Source organism: Hymenobacter sp. FMD4 (assembly GCF_058932745.1).
Genome location: NZ_JBZYWH010000036.1, coordinates 1 through 22,992, shown reverse-complemented (window position 1 = coordinate 22,992; position 22,992 = coordinate 1). Strand labels below are relative to the sequence as shown.

General features: G+C 60.8%; 20 protein-coding genes, 1 tRNA gene and 1 pseudogene. 12 read left to right on the top strand and 10 right to left on the bottom strand.

From position 1 onward, the window contains the following. The first annotated feature begins 31 nt into the window (after positions 1–31). The 3 genes from AC5FXY_RS21035 to AC5FXY_RS21025 all read left to right on the top strand — a co-directional run bounded on the left by AC5FXY_RS21035 (position 32) and on the right by AC5FXY_RS21025 (position 2,596). Complete coding sequence (locus AC5FXY_RS21035) at positions 32–1,303, top strand: DUF3616 domain-containing protein (protein WP_493558694.1); 1,272 nt, start codon at positions 32–34, stop codon at positions 1,301–1,303. Positions 1,304–1,369: 66 nt separating this feature from the next. Next, positions 1,370–1,906 (top strand): acyl-CoA thioesterase, encoded by a 537-nt coding sequence (locus AC5FXY_RS21030; RefSeq protein WP_493558693.1) that lies wholly within the window; start codon positions 1,370–1,372, stop codon positions 1,904–1,906. A 135-nt stretch (positions 1,907–2,041) separates the two neighbouring features. After that, on the top strand, positions 2,042–2,596 hold the full coding sequence (locus AC5FXY_RS21025) for a type 1 glutamine amidotransferase domain-containing protein (RefSeq protein ID WP_493558692.1): 555 nt from the start codon (positions 2,042–2,044) through the stop codon (positions 2,594–2,596). A gap of 76 nt (positions 2,597–2,672) precedes the next feature. On the opposite strand, the gene AC5FXY_RS21020 is transcribed toward AC5FXY_RS21025, so the two are convergent. Further along, a complete protein-coding gene (locus AC5FXY_RS21020; protein WP_493558691.1) occupies positions 2,673–3,167 on the bottom strand; it encodes a DUF6992 family protein in 495 nt (164 codons plus the stop codon). A 95-nt stretch (positions 3,168–3,262) separates the two neighbouring features. After that, positions 3,263–3,946, bottom strand: coding sequence for a porin family protein (locus AC5FXY_RS21015; protein ID WP_493558690.1), 684 nt, complete (start codon positions 3,944–3,946; stop codon positions 3,263–3,265). A gap of 196 nt (positions 3,947–4,142) precedes the next feature. Between AC5FXY_RS21015 and AC5FXY_RS21010 the strand changes: the two genes are divergently transcribed. Further along, positions 4,143–4,217, top strand: a tRNA-Val gene (locus AC5FXY_RS21010). A gap of 140 nt (positions 4,218–4,357) precedes the next feature. Here AC5FXY_RS21010 and AC5FXY_RS21005 read toward each other — a convergent pair. Next, complete coding sequence (locus AC5FXY_RS21005; RefSeq protein WP_493558689.1) at positions 4,358–4,876, bottom strand: GNAT family N-acetyltransferase; 519 nt, start codon at positions 4,874–4,876, stop codon at positions 4,358–4,360. Between the two features lie 95 nt (positions 4,877–4,971). Beyond that, positions 4,972–6,618, bottom strand: coding sequence for an OmpA family protein (locus tag AC5FXY_RS21000; RefSeq protein WP_493558688.1), 1,647 nt, complete (start codon positions 6,616–6,618; stop codon positions 4,972–4,974). 379 nt (positions 6,619–6,997) lie between these two features. Between AC5FXY_RS21000 and AC5FXY_RS20995 the strand changes: the two genes are divergently transcribed. Then, the gene (locus AC5FXY_RS20995) at positions 6,998–7,840 is read left to right on the top strand and encodes a DNA/RNA non-specific endonuclease (RefSeq protein ID WP_493558687.1); all 843 of its coding nucleotides are present in this window, start codon (positions 6,998–7,000) and stop codon (positions 7,838–7,840) included. A gap of 39 nt (positions 7,841–7,879) precedes the next feature. After that, entirely contained in the window at positions 7,880–8,797 is a 918-nt protein-coding gene (locus tag AC5FXY_RS20990) for a histone deacetylase family protein (RefSeq protein WP_493558686.1), read from the top strand. Between the two features lie 50 nt (positions 8,798–8,847). On the opposite strand, the gene AC5FXY_RS20985 is transcribed toward AC5FXY_RS20990, so the two are convergent. The 3 genes from AC5FXY_RS20985 to AC5FXY_RS20975 form a co-directional block, all read right to left on the bottom strand. After that, positions 8,848–9,567: a methyltransferase domain-containing protein gene (locus AC5FXY_RS20985; protein WP_493558685.1), complete on the bottom strand. Its 720-nt coding sequence runs from the start codon at positions 9,565–9,567 to the stop codon at positions 8,848–8,850. A gap of 16 nt (positions 9,568–9,583) precedes the next feature. Next, positions 9,584–10,702: a type III polyketide synthase gene (locus AC5FXY_RS20980; RefSeq protein ID WP_493558684.1), complete on the bottom strand. Its 1,119-nt coding sequence runs from the start codon at positions 10,700–10,702 to the stop codon at positions 9,584–9,586. Positions 10,703–10,783: 81 nt separating this feature from the next. Beyond that, positions 10,784–11,926: an NAD(P)/FAD-dependent oxidoreductase gene (locus tag AC5FXY_RS20975; RefSeq protein WP_493558683.1), complete on the bottom strand. Its 1,143-nt coding sequence runs from the start codon at positions 11,924–11,926 to the stop codon at positions 10,784–10,786. 194 nt (positions 11,927–12,120) lie between these two features. Between AC5FXY_RS20975 and AC5FXY_RS20970 the strand changes: the two genes are divergently transcribed. Beyond that, the gene (locus AC5FXY_RS20970) at positions 12,121–12,495 is read left to right on the top strand and encodes a T9SS type A sorting domain-containing protein (protein WP_493558682.1); all 375 of its coding nucleotides are present in this window, start codon (positions 12,121–12,123) and stop codon (positions 12,493–12,495) included. A 437-nt stretch (positions 12,496–12,932) separates the two neighbouring features. Here AC5FXY_RS20970 and AC5FXY_RS20965 read toward each other — a convergent pair whose 3' ends face one another. Both AC5FXY_RS20965 and AC5FXY_RS20960 read right to left on the bottom strand, forming a co-directional pair. Then, positions 12,933–14,006, bottom strand: a complete 1,074-nt coding sequence (locus tag AC5FXY_RS20965; RefSeq protein ID WP_493558681.1) for a flavin-containing monooxygenase — start codon at positions 14,004–14,006, stop codon at positions 12,933–12,935. Between the two features lie 64 nt (positions 14,007–14,070). After that, positions 14,071–16,116 carry an FAD-dependent oxidoreductase gene (locus AC5FXY_RS20960; protein WP_493558680.1) on the bottom strand — a complete coding sequence of 682 codons (2,046 nt, stop codon included), beginning with the start codon at positions 16,114–16,116 and terminating at the stop codon, positions 14,071–14,073. A 330-nt stretch (positions 16,117–16,446) separates the two neighbouring features. On the opposite strand from AC5FXY_RS20960, the gene AC5FXY_RS20955 reads away from it, so the two are divergent. Next, entirely contained in the window at positions 16,447–17,940 is a 1,494-nt protein-coding gene (locus AC5FXY_RS20955) for a DUF5723 family protein (protein WP_493558679.1), read from the top strand. Between the two features lie 121 nt (positions 17,941–18,061). On the opposite strand, the gene AC5FXY_RS20950 is transcribed toward AC5FXY_RS20955, so the two are convergent. Beyond that, complete coding sequence (locus tag AC5FXY_RS20950) at positions 18,062–19,501, bottom strand: aldehyde dehydrogenase family protein (protein ID WP_493558678.1); 1,440 nt, start codon at positions 19,499–19,501, stop codon at positions 18,062–18,064. Between the two features lie 161 nt (positions 19,502–19,662). Here AC5FXY_RS20950 and AC5FXY_RS20945 point away from each other — a divergent pair, with 161 nt between their 5' ends. The 4 genes and pseudogenes from AC5FXY_RS20945 to AC5FXY_RS20930 all read left to right on the top strand — a co-directional run bounded on the left by AC5FXY_RS20945 (position 19,663) and on the right by AC5FXY_RS20930 (position 22,985). Next, complete coding sequence (locus AC5FXY_RS20945) at positions 19,663–20,199, top strand: GNAT family N-acetyltransferase (RefSeq protein WP_493558677.1); 537 nt, start codon at positions 19,663–19,665, stop codon at positions 20,197–20,199. Positions 20,200–20,412: 213 nt separating this feature from the next. Beyond that, complete coding sequence (locus AC5FXY_RS20940) at positions 20,413–20,601, top strand: hypothetical protein (RefSeq protein WP_493558676.1); 189 nt, start codon at positions 20,413–20,415, stop codon at positions 20,599–20,601. A 25-nt stretch (positions 20,602–20,626) separates the two neighbouring features. Continuing rightward, positions 20,627–21,357, top strand: a pseudogene (locus AC5FXY_RS20935) (IS5 family transposase); the annotation flags it as partial. Positions 21,358–22,019: 662 nt separating this feature from the next. Continuing rightward, the gene (locus AC5FXY_RS20930) at positions 22,020–22,985 is read left to right on the top strand and encodes an NAD(P)/FAD-dependent oxidoreductase (RefSeq protein ID WP_493558675.1); all 966 of its coding nucleotides are present in this window, start codon (positions 22,020–22,022) and stop codon (positions 22,983–22,985) included. Positions 22,986–22,992: the final 7 nt, after the last annotated feature.

Genomic DNA, 22,992 nt, shown 5'->3' with positions numbered 1-22,992 from the left:
TAGAAGGCTCTTCGGTAATCTCCTCCGCCCCATGGCCTCGCCCCCTCTGCCCTTCACCCTACAGTTTGCCCCCGACCTCAGCCTCAATCCCGACGGCAAGCACGTGCGCGACGGCCTGTCGTCCTCGCTACGCACCGGCGACAACCTCTGGATAGCCTGCGACGAACGGGCCAGCGTGGAGCGCCTGCGCCTTACCGGGCCCGACACCTTTGGCCAGCACTGCCGCTACCAGCTGGCGGACTTTCTGGAGATGCCCGACCCCGAAGGCTCCGAGGAAGTGGACATTGAAGGCCTGGCCGAAGGCGACGGGTACCTGTGGATTGTGGGCTCGCACAGCCTGCGCCGCAAGAATCCGAAGCCGGACAAAGACGATACGGCCAAAGGCATGGGCAAGCTGGCCAAGGTGCAAACCGACCTCAACCGCAACCTGCTGGCCCGCGTGCCCTTGGTGCGCAACGCCGACACCCAGGACTACGAGCTGCACGCCACCGCGCCCGACCCCACCAAAAAGCGCCATAAGCTTCGCGCGGCCCGCCTCAGTCACCACACGTTGGTAAGGCTGCTGCGCAAAGACCCGCACATCGGCCCCTTCCTGCACTTGCCCGGCAAGGATAATGGCTTCGACATTGAGGGAATGGCCTACGCGGGCAATGGACGCGTGTTTGTGGGCCTGCGCGGGCCGGTGCTGCGCGGTTGGGCCATTGTGCTGGAGCTGCATGTGGTGCCCGGTAAACGCCGCGGCCGACTGGTCCTGGCCAAGCTCAGCGGCGCCGACGGCCTTTACTACCGCAAGCATTTTCTGGACCTCGGCGGCATGGGCCTGCGCGAGCTGCGCCTCGTGAGCGACGACCTCTACCTGCTGGCCGGCCCCACCATGGACCTCGACGGCACCATCGCCGTGTTTTGCTGGCCTGATGCCCTCAAGCAAGATGCCGACAGCCTCGTAGGCCCCAAACAGCTACGGCGCCTCTTTGATGTGCCGCACGGCCAGGGCCCTGCTGCTGGCATGGACAAGGCGGAAGGCATGGCCCTGCTCAACGAGCACCACGTACTCATCGTGTTCGACAGCCCCACCGACGCCCGCAAGCCCGACGCCAACAGCGTGGTAGCCGATTCCTTCCGTATCACGCCGCAGGACGAGGCGGATAACGCGCCCCTCGAAACCACACCCGAACCGCTGCCCGCTGCCGACCATGCGCCCACCAACGCCGCGCCTTTGCCGCCCGAGGAAGTAGGCCTCGTAGCCGCTGCCGATACGGCCGTAGCTGCCCCCAACGACCGGACGCCCTTGCCCCCGCAGTAGCTTTTCCTAGCCGAGCAGCGCCCAATGCCGTACTTTGGCGCCGCATCAACCCCGATTACCACTGCTATGGCCAACCCGCCGCTTGTCCGGACGCCCGAAACCCGGCACCGCATTTTCTTTCAGGATTGCGACCAGCTGGGTCACCTGAACAACGCCCGCTACCTCGACTATTTCCTCAACGCCCGCGAGGAGCAAACCATCCGTCACTACGCCCTGAACCTGGGCCAGCTCACGCGCGAGCAGCGTGCTGCATGGGTGATTACCAAGCACCACATCAGCTACCTGAAGCCCGCCAACCACGGCGAGCAGGTGCTTATTCGCACCCAGCTCATTCACTTCGACAACTCCTCTCTGGTGGTCGAGATGCAGATGCTCGACGCCGACGGCCTGCGCCTGAAGTCACTGCTGTGGTCGGAAATGGCCTTTGTAAGCCTGACCACCGGCAAGCGCGCCGACCACTCCGACGCCCTGATGGACATGCTGGAGGAAGTAGACGTGGACGACGTGCAGTACCACCCCGATGGGTTCGATGAACGCATCCGTGAGTTACGTCAGCACTTCAAGCAGCAGCGCAAAGCCGCCGGTCATCCCGAAGAACAGTAGCCCGAAGCAGCGCGGCCATTGTAGTCTGCCCTAACCACTTGCCCTTACTTGCGTTAACCTTAAACCGGAACCGCTGCCAATGGCACGGTTCCGGTTTTTTGTTTTCCGCATGTTTTACCACACCTCCCAAACACCATGAGCATTTTTGGTAATGACCCACTGAAGGGCAAAAAAGTAGCCGTGCTGGCCACCGACGGCTTCGAGCAATCCGAGCTGGAGAAACCCGTAAAGGCCCTCAAGGACGCCGGTGCCGATGTGCACGTAGTATCGCTCAAAAGCGGCTCCATTAAAGGCTGGGACGAAAAGGACTGGGGCGATAAAGTAAGCGTCGACAAAACCCTGGACGAAGCCAAGTCCGCCGACTACGATGCACTGGTGCTGCCCGGCGGCCAGATCAACCCCGACGTGCTGCGCATGGAACCCAAAGCCGTGGCCTTCACGGCCGACTTTATGCGCGCCGGCAAAGTGGTGGGCGCCATCTGCCACGGCCCCTGGACGCTGGTAGAAACCGGTCTCGTGCAGGGCAAGAACATGACCAGCTGGCCCAGCCTCAAAACCGACCTCACCAACGCCGGCGCCAAGTGGCAGGATTCGGAAGTGGTGGTCGATGGCAACCTCATTACCAGCCGTAACCCCAACGACCTGCCCGCTTTTAACAATAAGCTGATCGAGAAAATCGGCGGCAAATAACTCAGCCGCACTACTAGCAAAACGGGCCCCGCTGCAGTGCAGCGGGGCCCGTTTTGTGTATAAAATACGCAACGGTTTATTTCACCAATTTCAGCAACTCCGCTGCAAAGCGGTGGTACAGCGCGTACAGCCCCACATCAAACAGCAGCAGAAAACCGCCCTGCAGCCACAACGACCGCCCGAAGCCCAGCAGCCGCTGCGGCAGCTTGTGCTGCGTGGCCGCCCGCGCCCGCAGCCATGAGCCCGTAGTGAGGTAGACGACGTCGAGGCCCGCGTTGAGCAGCAGAATCTTTTCCATCGAGAACTGCTCCTGCAGGCTGGTCAGCAGCGAGAGGTGCTCCACGTTCAGCGGCCGCGCCTGCAAGATGCCCCAAGTGGCCAGCAGCGCATTCACAGCGCCCCACCCGATGTTCATCTGGTGAAAATAGTGGTCCTCGGCGCGCGGCGAGCGGCGCATCACCAGCCAGCCGCTCACCAGCAAATTCAGCAGCGCCCACACGCCCAGTACACCCATGCCCCGCTGGGCCAGCAGTTCGCGTTGGTAATTCAGCGCCGGTAAGGCGGCCTCCATATCGAGCATAGTGAGCTAGTCAAGATCGATAAAACGAAAAAAAGGAAGCTGCCGCGAGGCAGGCTTCCTTTTGTACCAGGTGTAGCGTGAATTGTTTATTGGGCGAAGCCGAAGGCCACGTACACTTGAATTAGGCTATTCTTGATGTTGTCGAGGCGGCTGTCAGGCGTCATCATGCCGTTTTCCATCTTCGGGTCGTTGTAGATGTCGGCCAGGCCGAGTACGTAACGGCCACCCACACGGGCCGGGCCCACGCGGGCTTCCAAACCGGCCACGGCGCCGTAGTCAAGCGAGTTGTAGTTGCGCTCGGAAATGCTCACGGCCTGCTTGTCTTCCTTGGCATTCACCAGCAGCGACACCTGCGGCCCCACGTGAATGCTCACGTTGTCGACGAAGTTGTACACGAACATTACCGGCACCTGAATGTAGTCCAGCTGGGTTTCGTACACGTTGGTGTTCATGCGGTACGGCGACGCGGCTTTGAAGCCCTGGCGGCTGTACAGCGCCTCTACCTGCAGCGAGGTCTGGGGCGTGAAGCCGAACTGGGCGTACACGCCGGCATGGAAGTTCTGGCGGTTGGCGTCGTTGGTGTAGTTCTTCTTGTCGTCGCCGCGGAAGTCAGAGGAGTTCCAGCCACCTTTAATACCGAAACCGTTGTTGCGCGAGTCGGGCGTGGTTTGATAATCCGATGATTTGCGAATGCCTTGTACGCCGCGCTGGGCAAAGGCTCCCAAGCTGCAAAGCGTGCAGAGCGAGAATAAGAGTGCAATTTTTTTCATGATGAAAGGGTCTAAGAGTTAGGTGATACCGCCCGACCAGAAAACCGGTGGAGACGGGGGCATCTGCAGTTTCCTATACTTGGGGCAGCGGCGGCGGGTTACGCCGCAGTGCAGCGAAACCAAAATTTTCCTGCCGAGCTGCTTGGCCGTTTCGTGATTTTAGACTTATGTTTGCGCCTTCCGGCCCATGCCACCCGGAGCGTTAGCTCAGTTGGTTCAGAGCGCCACCCTGACACGGTGGAGGTCACTGGTTCGAGTCCAGTACGCTTCACGAAAAAAGCCATCCTAGACCCTAGGATGGCTTTTTTTATTGCCTGCTGAGTTCTTCTATGGACTATATATACCAGCTTCTTCGCCAGCTAATCAGCTTGCCGTCATTTCTACCCCAAAGGCCATTCACTACATCACTGCCTAGGCTGGCATCAACAGCTTGAAGAAGTACGAAGTAGGGTGCAGCCTGCCGTCGGGCGTCAGAGCGTAATTAGGAATTTGTCCGGCCTTCTGCCAGCCCAGGCGCGCGTAAATGGCTTCGGCCGGTGAACCGGTTTCGGTGTCGAGTACCAGCAGCGAGCAGCCGGCGTGGCGGGCGTACGCCTCGGCCGTAGCCATCAGCAACGAAGCCAGCCCGCGGCCCCGGGCAGCGCTTAGCACCATGAGCTTTTGCACCTCGGCGCGGTGGCGGCCGTTGGGCTTGGCGCAAAGCGCCAGCTGCACTGTACCGAGCACCTCGCCCTGCTCCTCGGCCACCCACAGCGCTAAATGCGGACCTAAGGCAGCCTCCACGTGGCGCCAATACTCAGTGGCATCGGTAGGGCTCAATGGCGCCAGGAAACCAACCGAGGCACCGCCGTCAACGGTATCTATCAATAAGGCGACCAGCCCGCTTAGGACCTGTGGATCGGGCTGGGTGATGCGCCGAATAGCAATCATGGGCTGCTCATTTGAGGATTCAAACAGAGCAGCAAAACTACCAGCCGAGCGACAAGAATGTATATCCAGACGGTTTCCTGGTCCAGTGGACTTTATTAATCGGGCCGCTTGTTGCGCAGCCGCTCGCGCAGGTTCTTAAACCACTGCCCCTTCTTGCCCTGACGGGCATTTTTGTCGCGCTGTCGTGCTTTGCGGGCACTTTTGGCCCGAACACTGGAGGAGCTTCGGGCGGCAGAAGCGGCCGTGCGGGCAGGCGCCGCTGCGGCCGTAGCGGGTAGTGCTTCCACCCCGGGGGCTGGCTCAGCTTTAGGTCGGCCGGCTTTACTGACCACCTGCAACCGTAGGTTGCGGTGTAGCGAAGGACTGAGTCCGCCTGCATTAGCAGAAGCAAAATGTGTGGCTCCGTATCCTTGGGCCTGCAATCGACTGCGCTCCACGCCCAGCCCGGCCAAGGCATGCATGGCAGCTTTGGCGCGGGCTTCGCTCAAGCGCTGATTTTGCTGCTCGTCGCCTAGTACGTCGCTGTACCCCCCAATCTTGATGTGCGCCTTTGGGAAGGCCCGCAGAATGCTCGCCAGGTTGCGCAGCTGCTGGTACGACTCGGGCTTAAGCATGGCTTTGTCGGCCTCAAAGGACACCTGATCCGCATTAATCCAACCGCGTGCCGCACTGATGGGGTCTACCTTGATGGCCGGATTGGCCAGGAAGCTGTAAAGCTGGGCTTCGGCGGAGTAAGGTGCTACCTGCAGGTTACGGCCATCGGGCAATGTTATGGCCAGGGTGGGCGCGGCGTCGGTGCGGTACGTAGTGGCCGGATCGGCACCTGAATCCGATGAGGTAGCCACCGCCGAGGCCGTGTATGTGGGAGGCGACGCCACTCGTTCGGCCAGCCGCGCATCTTGGGTTCGTTTTCCTACACCATAACCGATACCCAGGGCTGGCAACAGCAACAGCGCCCACTGCCAACGGGGCCGCCAGGCTGAACCCCCAATAGACTTGGCAGGCGTGAATGTGATGCCGCCGCCTACACTTTCCCAAGTGCCAGCACCAGCTACAGTAAATTTTATAGGTTGTGGGCGGCCGGCCCCGGCCGCGGCCCGCGGCGCAGCCGGGGGTATTTCTGCATTGGGCACGGCCGCCGTTTCCCGCGCCGGCGCCCGGCGAACTGGCTCGGCTCGGGGGGCTGTAGCTGCCGCGGTGGCAGCCGTTCGTAAGGGAGCCGCGGCTGCCCGGGGGGTGGGTGCAGGCCGCGTTGCGGCAGCTACGGGCGGCCGCAACGGCTGGCTTTGGAGCCAGGTGCATAGCGCCTCGGGTACCAGCTCGAATTCGGCTCCGTAGCGGCCTGCCATTCCGAGTACCGCCGCCACAGCTACCTCTAACAGGTGCTCAAAGGGCACTTGAGGCAGCTCGTTGGCAGCTGATAGGCGGGCCGTAATGGGTTGGTAGAAGTCGCCCAGCAGGCCTTGCATGAGCACTACTCCGCGCCATTTGTTCGGCATGGCGTCACCTAGCTGACTTAGCACATTTGTTTCGTGGGCCTGACGCACCAGCGTCCAGATTACTTCCACGCCGTTGGGCTGTTTGCTGCGCTTGCTCAAGGCATCGATTACCAGCGGCAGCAACTGCTCCAGAACCCGCTCAATTACGCGCGGGTCCTTGTCCAGAGCCGCAGCCAAAGCAGGCATATGCTTTTCAGCCAGAAAGCTGCGCACAAGTTCCAGTAGCGTTTCGTCCTGCCTCATGATCTTACGAAAAGTCCTCGACCTATACAGTACGGTGTCGCGCACCGGCGGTTAGCTCTACGTGCTACCGGTGCTTGAGGTCAGCAGCAATCATGTTGCCAATGCGCTCCGAACCGGGTTTCCTGACCAGAAAAGCCAATCCTGACTTAATGTAGTAAGGATTCGGCCCAACTCACTGATTTATTGACCTGTACTCAAGTCTTTGTACCAACCCCAAGTCTGGGCTCTGGGTTTCCGCGACGGCGCTGCAGGGCCAACGTCGGTATTCAAAACCGATTTTCTGACGTAGATACTGCCGCTCCGTCGTGGCTGCCCACGCCGGAGCCGGCACCGGTAACTCCCGGATTGGCCATCTTGCATTTCTTTCCAATGCTTGCTTATGACTCGTAGTGCTGTAGGATGCGCCCGGCTATTGCTGCTGATGGCTATGTTGGGTGCCTGTAAAAAAGATGACGCCACGCCAGAAACGCCCGACCACCTCGCCCTGGGTAACCCCAGCGGCGCCGTGGCCAACGTGACGCAGCCGCAGAACTACCTGCTGCTGAAGCCGCAGTACGCCCTTAGCTACCACCGCGACCGGGGCATTCCGAACTGGGTATCGTGGCACCTGAGCAGCGGATGGCTGGGCTCCGAAACGCGACAGGACAACTTCCGCGCCGACAACACCCTGCCCGCCGGCTGGTACCAGGTAAGCGGCACCAGCTACTCGGGCTCCGGCTTCGACCGCGGCCATATGTGTCCCTCCGCCGACCGTACCGCCAGCGCCGAGGATAACTCGGCTACGTTTCAGATGACCAACATGGTACCGCAGGCGCCCAACCACAACCAGCGCATGTGGGCCAATCTGGAAAACTACTGCCGCACCCTCGTAGGCCAGGGCAATGAGCTTTACATCATCAGCGGTGCTTATGGCCGGGGCGGCACCGGCGCCAATGGGGCCGCTACCATCATCGACCAAGGCCGCGTGACCGTGCCCAGCCGCCTCTGGAAAGTGGTGGTAGTGCTGCCCGAAGGCCGCGACGATGCCAGCCGCGTCAGCACCAGCACCCGCGTCGTTGCCATCGATACGCCCAACGAAAACAACGTCAGCAGCAATTGGGGCGAGTACCGCACCACCGTCGACGCCATCGAAACGGCCACCGGCTACGACCTGCTGTCGAGCGTGGCTACGTCGGTACAAAACACGGTGGAAGCCCGCGTGGATAACGGCCCTACGCAGTAAGCGCCAAACATCCGGGCGGCCTCGGCCGTTGATCAGCCCGTGACTCATCCGCATTACCCGCCCGTAGCGTGGGCGCCGCTTTACGCCCATCCGCTACCGCCTGGCCACCGCTTTCCCATGCTCAAGTACGAGCTGCTGCCTGAGCAGCTCCTGCGCGAAGGCATCGTCGACGAAGCCAGCCTCTTCGCTCCTATTCCGCTGCCCGAAAAGTACACGCTGGAAACCCACGACGTGGCCTATTATCACCGGCTGCAGCAGGGCCAGCTCACGCGGCAGGAGGAGCGTGCCACGGGCTTTCCGTGGTCGGAGCAGTTGGTGCGGCGCGAGGTCACCATTCTGGGGGGCACGGTGCAGTGCGCCAAGCTGGCCCGCCACACCGGCGTGGCCCTGAACGTAGCCGGTGGCACGCACCATGCCTTCACCGACCGCGGCGAAGGATTTTGCCTGCTCAACGACCAAGCCGTGGCTGCACATTACCTGCTCAATCACGAGGGCATCGGCAAGATTCTTATCGTCGACCTTGATGTGCACCAGGGCAACGGCACGGCGGCCATCTTCCGCGACGAACCCCGCGTGTTCACTTTCAGCATGCACGGCGAACGAAACTACCCGGCGCGCAAAGAGCAATCCGACCTCGACCTAGCCCTGCCCGACGGCACCGAGGACGCGGCCTACCTGCGCCTACTCGCCGACACGCTCCCGCGCCTCTTCGACGAGGTGCAGCCCGAATTCGTTTTTTTCCTCGCCGGCGTCGATGTGCTCGTCACCGATAAGCTTGGTAAGCTGCGCCTTACCCGCGAAGGCTGCCGCCGCCGCGACCGGCTGGTGTTGGAGCTCTGCCACCGTCACCGCCTGCCCGTGGTGGTATGCATGGGCGGCGGCTACTCCGAGCGCATCAGCGACATCGTGGAAGCCCATGCCAATACCTTCCGTCTGGCGCGGGAGCTATGGTTTTAAGTAAAATAGTGAAGGGAAAAGTGCGGAAAACAAGCGCTTCTTTCAGCTTTTCACTTTCCCTTGTCACCACTGATGATGACCTGCCAGCGGAACGCCCACTGCCAACGTAACTCGTAACGGGTGATGCCGGCGGCGGCCAGCATCCGTTCCCAGTCCCGGCGGCGAAAAGCGCGGGCTACGGATAGCGGAGCGTCGTTCTGCACCAGGTAAGAGCCACCCAGCAGCCGCGTAAGCCACTTGATGCTGTGGTAGGCCAGCGCGTGGCGGTGCAAGTCATTAATGACTACGGCCACGCGCGCCTGCTGTTGCCACTGCCGCAGCATAGGCACCAGTTCCCGTTCCGGAAAGTGGTGGCAGAACAAGCTGCACATCACCACGTCATAGTGCTGTTGGGCGAAGTCGTGAGCGAAAATATTATGCTGCGTAAAGCTGATTTCGGGGTATTCCTCGCTGCGCGCTTCTGCGTAATCCACCATAAAGGCATTGGCGTCCACGCCCAGCAGGTCCACGGCCAGCTGCTGACGCCGGGCCCAGCGGGCCACGTGCCGCAGCGTATCGCCGCCGCCGCTGCCCAGGTCAACGATGCGCACTGGCTGGCTGGCATCAAACCGGGGCCGGAGCCGCCGCAGGGCATCGGTAATTACGCGGTAGCCCCCGAGCCGGGTATTGATAATCTCCAGCTCGTCGAGATTCTGCCGCAAGGCATCGGAGGCCAGCGACAGGTCGTCCATCAGTTCCGGTTCCGAAGAGCGGTGCGCGAGGTCGGGCATAAGCTTCAGTGGGCGACTAGTCGCTGTAAGTTACCCGCAGCAGCATGGCCTCTAGTGTCAGGCCGGGGCCGAAGGCAAAGCTGAGCACTGGCGCGCCGTGCTCCTCAGGCTGCAGCTCGCCAAGCAGTTCGCGCAACACGAACAGCACCGTAGCCGACGACAGGTTGCCCACTTCGTGCAGCACACGGTAAGCATGGCGGTTGTCGGCGGGCGTTAGGCCCAGTTCCTGTTCGATGGCCTCCAGAATGCGGCGCCCGCCGGGATGAATAGCGAAGTGCCGTACGTCGGGCAGGCGCACGGGCAGGCGGCGCAGCAGGCCGTCGGTAAGTTTGCGGATGCCTTGCTTCACCAGGCGCGGCACGTAGCTTGAAAGGGTCATTTCGAAGCCAAAATCATTGACGTGCCAAGCCATGTCGGCCTGCCCATCGGGCTCCAGGCCGCAGTGAAAGGCTGTTAGCTCCAGGTTGGGCCGGCCAGCAGCGGCCTTGCCCAGCACCAAAGCGGCCGAGGCCCCGTCGCCAAACAGCGCGTTGGCCACGAGGTGGTCTTCTTCGGCGCGCTTCTGAAAGTGCAGCGTACACAGCTCGGTACACACGATGAGCACCCGGGCGCGGGCATCGGCCCGGCAAAAGGCATCGGCCAGCTTCAGCGCATTGAAGGCCGCGTAACAGCCCATAAAATTCACGCAGGTACGCTGCACATCGGGCCGCAGCCCCAGGTGTTGCACCAGCTCGATATCCAAGCCCGGCGCGTACATGCCCGTGCAGCTCACCGACACCAAGTGCGTGATACTTTGGGGCGATACCTCCGGAGCCCGGCGCAAGCAGTCCAGCGCGGCCTCGGCAGCCAGCGGCAGCGCTTCGCGGCGGTACACGCGCATGCGGGCGCCCACCGTGGGAAACGGCTCCAGATCCGGGGTATTGGGGAAAAACGTGTAGGCGCCTTCGTCCCGCCCGTAATCGGGCAGCACGGAGTGCCGGTAGCCGATGCCTGACATGCGGTAAATTGCCCGTAGCTTGCGCGTACCGGCTTCGTCCATGCCGTGGGCGCGGGCCATAAACTCGGCAATTTGCGACTGGGGCAGTCGATGCGCGGGCGTGGCCGTGCCGATGGCACTGAGGTAGCTGGTGGTCATTGCGGCGAGAAACGGTGGACAGCGTCGGTAGTAGCCGACACCTTTATGTAGTAACGACAACGGCCCAGCTAAGCGAAGGTTTTAGAATGGTACGCCGTGGGTTTGCCGCATCAGGCCCTGCACCACCGCTGGGGCGTAGCGCAAGGTGCCTACTACGGCATCGGTAAGGCGAGGCCCGCCAAAGAGCCGCTGCACCAGCCGGCCCACCTGCAGGCGCATAGCAAACCGCTGCTGCCACTCACGGGTGTACCCCGCTTCCAGGCCGGCACGCGTGAGCGAGCCGCGCAGGTACGCGTCGGTGTGGCGGGCGGCTACGGCTGCCCCGTGAATGGCCATGGCCATGCCGTTGCCGCAAAGCGGAGTAATCAGGCCGGCCGTATCGCCGCACATCAGCACGTGCTGCTCCACGCAGGTTTTTGGGGCGAAGGAAATCTCGTTGATGACCTCGGGCTGGGTATATAGCCGCTCCGATTCGGCCAGCACGCGCCGCAAATGCGGGTTGCGAGCCAACACCTCGGCTTCCAGCGCCGGAATGTTGCCGTGGCGGCGCAGCTGCTCGCGCGTGGCCAGGTAACAAAAGCAATAGCGCCCGTCTTCCACCGCCGAAAGACCTGCGTAGCCGTCTTCGAAGTTGTGCAGAGCTATCAGGTCCCGAGGAAAATCTAACTTCAGGTGATACTTGACACCTATGTAAGGCGAGCGTTGCCGGAAAAAGGCTCGTTCGAGCTGTCGGTCGAGGGTGGCACGCTTGCCGTAAGCGCCCAGCACTACGCGAGCCGTCAGTTGCTGACCCGTGGCCAGGGATACGCGAAAGCCGTCGAGTTCAGCCTCAAACTGCACGTCGGTCACGGTTGCGTTTTGTAGCACCTGCACGCCACGGGCCCTAGCCTGGCGGTATAAAAACTCATCCAGTGCAAAGCGACTGACGCCAAAACCACCCAGGTCCAGCTGAGCCGTGAGCGTGCGCCCACCCGGCGCCGATACCAGGAACTGCCCGATGCGGGCCGGGCCAAGCACGACGGGGTCGGCGCCTAGGCGTTGCAGGTAAGGCAACACCTCGTTCGACACATATTCGCCGCATACCCGGTGAAACGGGTACTGCCGCCGCTCCACTAGGGTCACGGGCCAGCCACGCCCGGCTAGGTCCAACGCCGCCGTCAGCCCAGCCAAACCACCGCCGATTACTAAAACGGCTGAGTCAAAATTTACGGTCGAGCTGTTCAAAAACGCGAGGACAAGGATTAAAAACGAAACTTTGTGCAGTATTCGTATTTCCGGGTGGAAAAGTCATCCCGAAAACACTATATTTTACAACCTATTTCAAAAGAAGCCGTTATTTTTGCAGACGATTAGCGCACTGCGCGGCGTCCTACGGTTCAATTTTTTTGTCGGGCGCTTTTTCAGTCTTACCCGTTTTTATGCCCAAACGACTACTTTACGCTGTATTGGTGGCTGCTTTTAGCGTGTGCTGTTTGCCAAGCAGTTTACCAGCTGCCCCCGCCAAGCTGCAAACAGCGCCGCGGCCAGCCGGTTCTTCCGAAGAGAAGAACATCCTCGTGTACCCCAACCCGAGCTCGGGTGTGGTTCATATTGCCGTTACCGGTTTCGAAGGCCGCAAGACGGAATTGCGCGTACTCAACGTGATTGGCACCGTGGTTTACCGCGAGACCATTACGGAGCTGGATAACCGCTATACCCGTACGCTAGATTTGAGCCGCTTTGCCACTGGATTGTACTACATCAAGATTGATGCAGACAATAACAGTGTAATGCGCAAACTCGTGATTCGCTAATAAGTCAATTCCGACTTTTGCCCACTTGCCGAGGCCGTTGTTCCACTTGCTGGGGCAGCGGCCTCGGTCCTTTTGGTGGTCAGGCGCGGCTGTGGCAAAAGCATGATTGCGCCTGCAGCTTGATCATCGAGAGTTTGGCCAAAAACTACTTCTCAACCATCTTTTCTCGGTGCGCAAGGGCAAAAAAAAGCCCCTCCAGGGCTTGGAAGGGCTGATTATACAAATCAAAAGGAAAATTAGCGGCGGGCGCGGACTGGCACTGGTTGGAGCTGAGGAGTGCGGCCGCCGAGCAGACGGTCCAAGAGCGCGGCTAATTTATCAGCGAGCGAATTCAGCGTCATGAAAGAATGCAAAAAAATGGATGCCTTTACACCAAGGTACGTAGCTTTAACCATATAAGGCCAATGCTCGGTTCCTTTTTTCGCCCAATTAGGCTCCTAATTCGCCAGAAGCTGCCTTACCACTCGACGAGCATCGTGTGCCACTCCGCCCATCAAGGCCGAGCCGCGGTTGTCGAGCCAAGGTAGTCCGAGAAACGCCAAACCCGGCTGTTCCGTTAAGCCGCGGTGGTGCCGGGGCCACCCGTTGGCATCCAACACGGGCAAATCAATCCAGTTGAAATTGGGCTTATAGCCGGTAGCCCACACCACGCCTTGTAGCGGCGGGGTATCATCGGCACCGCCGACCAGCGACGCACCCGCGGCCCCGTGCGCCCGCCCGATCCAGTGCACATTCGGAAACCGCCGGAGCTGCTGCAGGTCGCGGGCTACTACCGGCTCGGGCTGGGCGTGCATCCAGGCACCTAGCCGGCCGTGCCGGGAGGCCCGAAACACGCGCAGGCTCCGTAGCACTGCCCACATCAGCGTATTATTGACCATGCTGGGCGTACGCGAATCGAAGGCCGCATACACGGGCCGGCTGGTGGCGGCCAGTTCGGCGGCAATCTGCAGGGCCGAGTTGCCGCTGCCGACCACGGCTACGGGCCCGGAGCCCGGCAACTGAGTGGGGTTGCGGTACACTTGGCTGTGCACCTGCGTTACTTCCGGGGCTAGCTCGGCGGCCCACTCCGGCACGCGCGGCGCATCGAACCCACCGGTGCACACGATTACCCGCCGCGCGATGTAGCGGCTGCCTCGCTGCGTGTGGGCTTCGAAGCCATTGTCGCCAATAGCCCCAACATGTACCACCCGCTGCTGGGTGTGCACCTCAAAGCGAAAATGTGCCGCGTAGCGCTGCAAGTAGTCAGCGGCCTCGTCTTTGGTTGGGTAGCGCCACGGATTGCCAGGCCAACCCAGCCCCGGCAGCTTGCTGGCCCAGGCCGGCGAAAACAGCCGCAACGAATCATAGCGCGAAGACCACGCTTGCCCCACAGCGGCCCCCTGCTCTACCAGGATGCACTTGGTGCCGGCCTGCTGTAAGTAGTACGCCGCTGCCAGTCCGGCCTGCCCAGCGCCAATCACCAGCGTGTCAGTACGGAATTGATCAGGCGAGGAAATGTCAGAATGTAGCATGCAACACAACGGCTTACTGGTACCAACCAGCACCCAGCCGCAAATAAACAACTCTGCGTGCAGACTATCCCGCGGTAATAGCTGCAGTTCGCGGCGTAACCACGCTCAAATCGGCTTTCAGGTGTTGGGCCGTGTGGTGCGCCAGCGCCATAATAGTGAGCATGGGATTGACGCCGCTGCAGGCCGGAAAAGCCGAGCCATCGGCCACGTACAGGCCTTTGACTTCATACGTTTCGCCGGTAGGGCTAGTGGGGTGCAGGCTTCGGTCGCCGCCCATGCGGCAGGTACTCATCTGGTGGGCGCTGTACAGATTGAATCGGTTCGGGGCCCAGTTCAGTTGCGGCAGACCGTCAAGCACTTGAGGGTTCTGAATGACGCCGTCCTGCGCGTGCAGCGTGGGCAGCGTACCGTGCGGCAGGTACACGGTATGCGCGCCAGCAGCCACGTGCACTTCGGCAGCGGTGCGAGCGGCGGCGAGCATACTGGCTCGGTCATGCTGGCTGAGGCGGTAGCTGATGAGCGGCCTCCCCTGCCGATCGACGCGCACGCGGCCGCCGTCCCGGTCGCGCGTGAGCACGATGAAGGAACCGAGGTACGGCGCTTGCTGCATGAGGCGCTTATGCTGCTCGCCCGAAATCCACGGCAAGGTCATGGCCATCAGCCCAAGGTGCGCGGGTGGCGTTTCTATTTTTGCGCCGAAGTTGGAGCCATTGAGGCGGGCGCAGCTGTCGTTTACCACCGACATGCTAGGTCCGTACCACGGATCAATAGCCCACGGATATACTCCCGACACGGCCACTGTGGGGTGCAGGTGCAGGTGCTGACCGAGGTGCGGATGGCGCAGGCCGCTCCGCAGCAGCAGCGCGGGCGTCTGGATGGCGCCGCCGGCCACCACCACGCGCTTGGCCCGCACCAGTACGCGCACGGTGCGGCCCTCGGCAGTGGTGTATAAGGCCTCGGCGCCAGTGGTGCGGCCGGCTTCCACCATAATGCGCTCCACGCGGGTATCGGCCAGCAGACGGGCGCCGTGCTCGGCGGCGGTGCGCAGGTAGGTGTTTAAAGTGCCTTGCTTGATGCCGTACCGGTCGCCGAAGGTGCTGAAACCGAGGCCACGGTAGTGCAGGTCGGATTCATCGAGGCCTTTTTCGTTGCGCGGAATCAAGCGCACTTCGTGACCCAGCTTGTGCGAACCGTCGAGCAGGGCTTGGTTTTGGCCGTTGTGGCGCGTGTAGTTGGTATTGACGCTCAGGGTGGCCGCTACGGCATCGAGACTTTGACGAAACGAATCCTGCGTGAAGTGCGGCGCCTGGTGCTCCCGGGCCCATTCTTCCAGCACGTAATCGGGCGTGCGGAAGGAGCCGGCCCAGTTGACGGTGGTGCCGCCGCCGAGGCAGGAGCCGGCCAGCAGCGTGACGCCGCCATCAGTGGTGCTCAGGGTACCGCGGGCATCATAAAGGTGCCCGATCATGTCGGCTTCGCGCTGCGTAAACTCACAGCCGTGGCAGTACGGGCCTTTTTCCAGCACCAGCACCTCGAGGCCAGCGGCGGCCAGCTCACCGGCTACCACTCCCCCGCCGGCACCGCTTCCGATTACCAGCACTTCGCAGTCGTAAGTCACGTCGCGCTCGGGATGCAGCGTGGCCAGGGGGCGCGGTGTGTCCACCACACCATCGGTGAGGGCCAGCGGACCGGGGTAGCCAATGGCTTCCCAATTGGGACTGGCCGCGCCAGGCTGGCTGCTGCCGTAATACAGAAAAGTCATCAGCTTGCGCAGAGCCTGAAAACCTTGACGCAACGGTGGCAGGCTGCTTTGTGACCAGTTTTGAAGCAGCTTTTCCTGCTGCTCAGGGCTCAGCTCGGGAAAGGGCTTCAGCGGCCCAAGCCAGCTCAGCCCCAGCAGACGACTATCGAGCAGGTCTACCAGCTGCATGAATTGTTGCTGTGCCGTTGCCGGCTGGGCCTCGATGGCGGCCGTGAGCAATTCCAGGCTTACGCCCTCGGAGCCGCGGCGCTGCCAAAACTGCGGGTGCCCGGCGCGGCCAGGCAGGCTGGGAATAAATGCATCGGCGAGGGCCAGCAGCACTTGCTGCTGAGCGGCGGTGAGGTTCATGCGAGCAGTCTTTTCGCTAAGCCCGCCGCGTAATGTGCTGACGGGTTAGTCCACCTGAAAAGATAGGCATTTGCGAAGAGAAAGTCGGCATGCAGCGCTTTTTTCTGTTGCCGAATTCAGCGAAACCACCCGGCCCAAAAAATTACCTGAAAGTAGGTATTGGTTGACCCTTAACGGCGGGGCTACCTTTGCTTGATTTCGTGTGCGCAAAATCTTGCGTATACGCTTACTGCTCTTTTTAAGTTTTATCGTTTTGCTTTTCTTTTTGACAGTCAGCACGATAAACACCCTCTTACCCGCGCCATATCGGCAACTTTCTTTACCCACTCTGTGTCAACCTTTGCTCCGCGCCTCCTAGGCGCCGCGCTGCTGCTGCTTCCTGGGCTAGCAGTTGCGCAATCCTCTTTTAATGCTTCGCGCAGTAACTACAGCGGCCTGAACGGGGCTGCCTGGAACCCGGCTACGCTAGCCGACAGCCGCTACACACTCCAGATCCGGCTGGCCGGCCTGGATGCGCACGGCACCAATACGGCCTACCGCTACACCGGCGGCTGGAGCCCGCTAAATAGCGACGCTTCCTTTGACCTGAATAACTCCACGCTGGACCGCCGCATGAACGACGCGCCCAAGCTCTTCAGCGTGGGCATGACGCTGCGCGGGCCGGGCGTGCTGCTGCGCATCAACGAAAAGAACACCGTGGCGGCCAGTAGCCGCGTGCGCATGGCTTTTCAGGGCAACCAAGTGTCGCAGACCCTGATTCAAAGCGCGGTAGACGAGTTCAAAACCCGCGGCCTGTCCACCGGCAACACGTTCAACCTGAACCTGAACGCCTTCGCGGAGTGGAACCTATCCTACGGCCGCGTACTGTTCGACAAGGAAGGTCACTTCCTGAAGGCGGGCATCACGGCCAAGCGCCTGATGGGCTTGGGCTCGGCTTACCTGCAAAGCCGCGAGCTGGATTACGAAGTGGTAACGCGGACGGCCGCTACTGGTGACTCCACGCTGCGCCTGCGCCGCCTCGACGGCTCCTTCGGCTACTCCAATCCCGACGCCTTCAAGGACTTCGACCTGAGCACGGCGCGCAACTGGCTAACGCCTAGCAATGCCCCCGGCAGTGGCTGGGGCGCTGATATTGGCTTCGTGTACGAGTTTCGTCCCGACGTGACGCAGTACCGCTACGCCGATAAAAAAGGCCGGAACCGCATCGACCACTCGCGCAGCAAGTACAAGTACCGCGTATCGGCCGCCTTGGTCGACATCGGCTCCATTCGATACGCTACCAATGCCGTAGCCTACAACCGTATCAAACCGGCTGACCTGGGCATCAGCGAGGCCGACGCCGAAGGAATTGACTTCGAAAACTTCAACACCAAGCTCGACCGCATGCTGCAGACGCAGCGCTACAAAAAGGAAACTAGCTTTACGGCGGCCCTGCCCACGGCGTTGAACTTGGATGTGGATTACCGCATTCGGCAACGCTTGTACGTAAATGCAGCCCTTAGCCAGGGGCTTCGCGGGAGCTATGCTACCGGCATGCGCCATTTCTCGTTTTTCTCCGTGACGCCGCGCGTAGAAATGAAGTGGCTGGAGCTGTCAAGTTCCTTATCAATGATTAACAACTACCGGACGATGGCCTACGGCCTAGCCGCGCGGATAGGGCCGCTGAGCGTGGGCTCCAACGACGTGGCCGGCTTGTTTGCGTCGAAGCCTTACGGCGGCAACGTGTACGCAGAACTCTCGCTGCTTTCCATAACGAACAAGCGCCCGAGCAACAAAAAGCACAAGTCCCGCTTGCCTTCGGCCACGCCGCCTTCGGTTATTTAAGCACGTAGCTGTAGAGGCACCGCCACCTTTTTGACCGTCCTGTGGGAGGGCAGTTGAAGCCCTTGAGATGCTCCAACTGCCCTCCCACAGGACGGTCTTTGTTTATCTAACTACCTCCGGCTTACAGGTACTTCAGCAGCCAGCCCACCATTTTGCGGACCCGGTCGCCGTAGGGCGGGTAGAAGAGCTTGATGCCGGTGTGGCCCACGCGCTGCTGCAGCACAGCTTTTTCGTTGGAGAAGGCCACGAAGCTGTAGTAACCGTGCGCCTTCCCAATGCCGCTGTTGCCGATGCCGCCAAAAGGCAGCTCGGGGTGGCTCAGGTGGATGATGGTATCATTCACACAGGCGCCACCGGCCGGGATATGGCCCAGCAAATAGCGCTGGTTTTCGCTGCTGCGCGTGAAGAGGTACAGGGCCAGCGGCCGGGGCCGGTCGTTCACGAAGTCGGTGGCTTCCATAAGGTTGCTGAACGTCTGCACGGGCAGCAGCGGACCGAAGATTTCCTCCTGCATGATGGCGCTGTCGGGCGGAGCATCGGTCAGCACGGTGGGCTCGATAAAGCACTGCGAGGCATTGACGCTGCCGCCCACCACAATGTGGGCGCCGTGCTGTTGGGCATCTTCCAGCAAGTGGGCGATACGCTGAAAGTGGTGACTGTTGACGATGCGCGCGTACGACTCGGAGGCTTCTACGCCCTTGCCGTCGGCGTTGTAAAAGCGCTGCAGGGCTTGCCGGATTTCTTCGATCAGCGGCTCCTTCACCCGCTCGTGCACCAACAAATAATCGGGCGCCACGCAGGTCTGGCCGGCGTTGATGCACTTGCCCCACACGAGTTTCTCGGCGGTATCGCGCAGGTCGGCGGTATCGTCTACCACGGCCGGCGACTTGCCGCCCAATTCCAGCGTGACGCTGGTAAGGTGCTCGGCGGCGGCGCGCATCACCACTTTGCCCACCTGCGGCGAGCCGGTGAAGAAGATGTGGTCGAAGGGCAGACGCAGCAGTTCGGTGGCCACGTCTTTGTCGCCTTCCACCACCGACACTTCGGCCGGATCAAACACCTCCTGGGCCATGCGAGTGAGCAGGGCGGCCACAGCAGGCGTCATTTCGGAGGGCTTCAGCACCACGCAGTTGCCGGCGGCCAGGGCCGAAGCCAGCGGCCCTACGGCCAGGTAGAACGGGTAATTCCACGGCGCTACTACCAAGCTTACACCCTTGGGCTCGTACTGCACCCAAGACTTGGAGCCCATCAAAGCCAGCGGCGTGCTTACCCGGCGCGGCCGCATCCAGTCTTTCAGGTTTTTGAGTGCGTGCCGGATTTCGGCCTGCGTGGCGTATACCTCCGTCACGTCAGTTTCGGTGGCCGGCTTTTTAAAGTCCTGATACAAGGCCTGCTGAATGGCCTTGCGGTTCTGGGTTACCCATGCATCAAGGCGTTGCAGGCGAGTTGCCCGCTCGTTGGCCGTTTCGCGGCGCAGGGCAGCGCTACGGCCTTTTTGCAGATCAAACAGGCGCCGCAACGAGGCGGCATCGGTGACGGCCGGGGTAATGGTAAGCGTCATAGCACGGAGCAGCGGGACAACATAGGTGGTGGCTAATTAAGCGTAAAAGCGGCGCAGAAGTTGCGCCTCGGGCCAGAACCTTCTCCGTCTACCAACCGGATTTACCGGCGGTGGGCGTATCTTAGGCCAGCGCCTTCTCCGTTACCCCTATCGCCTCCGCCATGGAAAGTACCCTCGTGCTGCAAGGCCAGACCGTAACCCTGCGCCCGCTCACGCCAGCCGACAAGGAGCTGTTTTACCGCTGGGCCGTGCGCTCCGACGCTACCCCGTACATTTTCGGGCCTGAAGCCGGTGCCCAAGTGCCGTCGTGGGAAGAGTTGTTTACTGATTACCTTCCGCATTACTTCGATGGCTCCGACCCCTCCCAAGGGCAGTCATTTGGCATTGAAGTCGACGGCGAGCTGATCGGGCAAATCAACCACAATGACATCGACCCGCTGGACAACTCCACGGAACTAGACATCTGGATAGCTTCTCAAACCGACACCGGGCGCGGTTACGGCACCGATGCACTCATCACGCTGGTAGAATACCTCTTCAGCCAGTTCGACGTGGAGCTGTGCTACATCGTACCAGCGGCCTCGAATACCCGGGCGGTGCGTACCTACGAAAAAGCGGGCTTCGAGCTGGCCCGCGAGGTGACCCACAATCAGGTGTGCTGGCTGCACATGGAGCGTCGGCGCGCCGATACGGCGTAAGCTTGATAAGGTTGTTAGCAAATACGGTCGAGTTGGCTAAAGTTTTGCACAAAGTTTTCCACACAGTGTGAATTACGTGGAATAAGTTATGCACAGGCTGCTAGGGCAGCCTAATCGGGAAGAGCAAAGCAACGGTTCTATATCAGCTGGTTACTATATCCGCTGAACGGCTTTCGTGCCGCTCCACACCTCACTGCTCATTCCGATTATGCTATGAAACAGCTTATTGCCGTGTGCTTGGTTGCGGCCGGCTCGCTGCTAACGGGCGCTGCCCTAGCCCAAACCAAGGCTCAGCCTCTCCCCCGCCGCGCTTTTGTGGGTATCAACCTACGTGCCATCAACGACAGCATTCAGCAGCGCCACCAGCTGCCCACCAAGCAAGGCCTACTAGGCTGTGTCTGAAAAGTGCTGGGGCGTAAATTAGGGCATGGCAGCCCGATACGAGTTGAATGATGCCCAATGGGCGGTAGTAGCCGCCGAATTGCCGCCGCAGCGCACGGGGCGTCCGCGGCGCGACGGCCGGCAGCTGTGGAATGCGCTGCTGTGGATCTTGTGCACGGGGGCGGCGTGGCGGGACTTGCCGGCGCGTTATGGCCCGTGGCAAACGGCCTACGAGCGGTTTCGGCGCTGGTCGGCAGACGGCACTTTCGGGCGGGTACTGGCCGCCTTGCGCCTGCGCTTGGACCAGGACGGCATGCTCGACCTGGACACGTGGCTGGTGGACTCGACCACGGTGCGCGCCACAAAAAGCGCGGCGGGCGGGGCGAAAAAAAAGCCCAGTGCCTCGGGCGCAGCCGCGGCGGGCTGACCACCAAGCTGCACGTGGTGTGCGACGGGGCGGGCACGCCGCTGGCGCTGCAGCTCTCGGCCGGGCAGCGCCACGACGCGCCGCAGTTCGAGTCCCTGTGCGAGCAGGTACACGCCCGCCGCCGGCCGCGCCAGCTCATCGCCGACCGCGGCTACGACTCGCAGCACATCCGCCGCTGGTTACGCCGGCGCCGCATCCGCGCCGTGATTCCGCGGCGCCAGCCTGCCCCGGGACAGCGCTGCCGCCGACGCGGGCGTCCGCCGCGCATCGAACCCCAACGCTATGCCCGCCGCAACGTGGTGGAGCGCTTCTTCGGCTCGCTCAAAGAGCACCGCCGCGTGGCCACGCGCTACGACAAACACGATACACACTTCCTCAACATGGCCGTGTTAGCCTGTATTCGGCGCATTTTGCAACACCACTTTTCAGACACTGCCTAGTAATTGCTACATGGCCCCTGTGAGCACCCTGACAGCTTCAGCCTGTGCAGCGGCCATAATAGCCCTATATGCCATGACTTCTTTGCACCGGCACAAGCGCTAGAGAGCTATATATTAAGTTGGTGGCTCCCACGTGGGGCATCGGTTCTGCAGTTTCAACGTGCCTCCCGACCGCCCTGATTCAAAGCATAGCGGTAAGTATGGGTAGGCCTAGCCCTTTTTGTCGACTACGCTATAAGCCCAATTGAAACAAGGTATTGATACGTGCAGACTGCGTCGGCTCGTGCATTCGTGGTAGAAAGCGCATAGTATCTCTGATCTGCGCATTTCCGAGTGGTCTTTAATGTGCAGCGAAGCGAGCGAGATGCACTTGCCGTTTCGCATGTAGCCGGTGGGTCGAACTATCCTTTCGGCGCAACTGCAGTGACAGCCCTAAACGACTAATCCTGATGATCAACAACTAATCGCTCTTTGAGTTATTGACGTTTTACTCATGCCTATCAATACCTCAACAGCAACCCTGTTCCTGTTTTATAGGTTTAAAATGGCCCTAACCCTACGGATTTTGTGTTATGCCCATTTCTGCTCGTCGGCCCTTCAGACGGCCTCGTCATGTTCCCTCAACTGATTATGAAGTTGTAATAGTTGGCGCTGGGGCTGCTGGACTTAGTGCAGCATTGGTATTGGGAAGATGTCATCGTCGTGTGCTTCTCTGCGACGGGGGCAAGACCCGCAATGCCCCATCCCCTGCTGTCCACAACTTCCTTTCTCGTGATGGTATCAAGCCTCAGGAGCTCTTACGTATCGGTCACGAACAACTACAGCCTTATCCTACTGTTGAGCAGCGAGAGGTTTGCGTTACTACAGCAGAGCGTGACGACGAAACGGGTACTTTCCGCGTTACTTTAGACAACGGTAGATGCGTCACTACGCGCAAAATTATCTTAGCGACTGGTGTAATGGACGTTTTGCCAACCATAGATGGCATGCGGGAACTGTGGGGCACAGGCGTATTGCATTGCCCCTACTGCCATGGATACGAAGTAAGTGAGCAGCCCTTAGCAGTACTTGGCAGAGGCAAGTCGGTGGCTGGATTTGCTTTATTGGTTAGTCGCTGGTCAAAGGATGTCGTCGTATGCACCAACGGCTCTGCAGGCTTAACTGAACATGCCCGTCAGCGCTTGAAACGGCACAACATCACGGTATACGAGCAACCTATTCTCCGCCTAATTGGGGAACGTAATGGACAACTTCAATACATCGAATTCGATGACAACAGTCGGATTGAAAGAAGTGCCCTCTTCCTGCACCCCGACCAACAACAACGCAGTGATTTAGCAGATAAGCTAGGCTGTTACCGACTTGCACGTAGTGGAGGAGTACGGGTAGATAAGCGCATTCAAACGAGCGTGATGGGAGTATACGCAGCGGGGGACGCAACCCCAGCGGCACAACAGGCGGTAGTAGCCGCTGCGGAAGGCACACAAGCTGGCATCGCCTGCAACGAGCAGCTAACGCGGGAAGAGTGCGCCGGGTAGCGGCCGG

What these genes read in the sequence shown, in the direction of transcription:
- AC5FXY_RS21005 (WP_493558689.1), bottom strand. Translation starts at nt 4,876, where the DNA reads ATGATTGCTATTCGGCGCATCACCCAGCCCGATCCACAGGTCCTAAGC.
- AC5FXY_RS20995 (WP_493558687.1), top strand. Translation starts at nt 6,998, where the DNA reads ATGACTCGTAGTGCTGTAGGATGCGCCCGGCTATTGCTGCTGATGGCT.
- AC5FXY_RS20950 (WP_493558678.1), bottom strand. Translation starts at nt 19,501, where the DNA reads ATGACGCTTACCATTACCCCGGCCGTCACCGATGCCGCCTCGTTGCGG.
- AC5FXY_RS21000 (WP_493558688.1), bottom strand. Translation starts at nt 6,618, where the DNA reads ATGAGGCAGGACGAAACGCTACTGGAACTTGTGCGCAGCTTTCTGGCT.
- AC5FXY_RS21015 (WP_493558690.1), bottom strand. Translation starts at nt 3,946, where the DNA reads ATGAAAAAAATTGCACTCTTATTCTCGCTCTGCACGCTTTGCAGCTTG.
- AC5FXY_RS20970 (WP_493558682.1), top strand. Translation starts at nt 12,121, where the DNA reads ATGCCCAAACGACTACTTTACGCTGTATTGGTGGCTGCTTTTAGCGTG.
- AC5FXY_RS21035 (WP_493558694.1), top strand. Translation starts at nt 32, where the DNA reads ATGGCCTCGCCCCCTCTGCCCTTCACCCTACAGTTTGCCCCCGACCTC.
- AC5FXY_RS20960 (WP_493558680.1), bottom strand. Translation starts at nt 16,116, where the DNA reads ATGAACCTCACCGCCGCTCAGCAGCAAGTGCTGCTGGCCCTCGCCGAT.
- AC5FXY_RS21025 (WP_493558692.1), top strand. Translation starts at nt 2,042, where the DNA reads ATGAGCATTTTTGGTAATGACCCACTGAAGGGCAAAAAAGTAGCCGTG.
- AC5FXY_RS21030 (WP_493558693.1), top strand. Translation starts at nt 1,370, where the DNA reads ATGGCCAACCCGCCGCTTGTCCGGACGCCCGAAACCCGGCACCGCATT.
- AC5FXY_RS20945 (WP_493558677.1), top strand. Translation starts at nt 19,663, where the DNA reads ATGGAAAGTACCCTCGTGCTGCAAGGCCAGACCGTAACCCTGCGCCCG.
- AC5FXY_RS20930 (WP_493558675.1), top strand. Translation starts at nt 22,020, where the DNA reads ATGCCCATTTCTGCTCGTCGGCCCTTCAGACGGCCTCGTCATGTTCCC.
- AC5FXY_RS20980 (WP_493558684.1), bottom strand. Translation starts at nt 10,702, where the DNA reads ATGACCACCAGCTACCTCAGTGCCATCGGCACGGCCACGCCCGCGCAT.
- AC5FXY_RS20965 (WP_493558681.1), bottom strand. Translation starts at nt 14,006, where the DNA reads ATGCTACATTCTGACATTTCCTCGCCTGATCAATTCCGTACTGACACG.
- AC5FXY_RS20940 (WP_493558676.1), top strand. Translation starts at nt 20,413, where the DNA reads ATGAAACAGCTTATTGCCGTGTGCTTGGTTGCGGCCGGCTCGCTGCTA.
- AC5FXY_RS20985 (WP_493558685.1), bottom strand. Translation starts at nt 9,567, where the DNA reads ATGCCCGACCTCGCGCACCGCTCTTCGGAACCGGAACTGATGGACGAC.
- AC5FXY_RS21020 (WP_493558691.1), bottom strand. Translation starts at nt 3,167, where the DNA reads ATGGAGGCCGCCTTACCGGCGCTGAATTACCAACGCGAACTGCTGGCC.